Origin of the sequence: Pseudomonas sp. GW456-12-10-14-LB2 (genome assembly GCF_002884345.1) — a bacterium.
Lineage (GTDB): Bacteria > Pseudomonadota > Gammaproteobacteria > Pseudomonadales > Pseudomonadaceae > Aquipseudomonas > Aquipseudomonas paraglycinae.
In genome coordinates this window covers 1-257 of record NZ_POHV01000231.1, presented here as the reverse complement: position 1 = coordinate 257, position 257 = coordinate 1, and the positions used below count along the sequence as shown (strand labels likewise).

Genomic DNA, 257 nt, shown 5'->3' with positions numbered 1-257 from the left:
GTCGATAATGGTGCCGGAGCGCCGTCTTTCCCCGAAGTGAAGGCTGCGAAGCTCCAGGTGCTCGCCCTCCGCGTGCGTGAGCGACGGATCGGGCTCGGATGGTCGCAGGCCGAGCTGGGACGCAGGGCGGATCTCAACCGGAACGTGATCAACACGTTGGAGCGCCGCACGTCCTTTCCACGTCGGGAGAACGTCGTCCGGATCGCCAAGGCCCTCGGCGTCGCGGTCCCGCATCTTACGAATGCATTCGTTCACGA

At 65.0% G+C, this 257-nt stretch carries 1 protein-coding gene; it reads left to right on the top strand.

Translation table 11 applies throughout. From position 1 onward, the window contains the following. Positions 1-257: helix-turn-helix transcriptional regulator (locus C1X29_RS28880; protein ID WP_146023328.1), on the top strand; the 257-nt coding region annotated here is incomplete at both ends.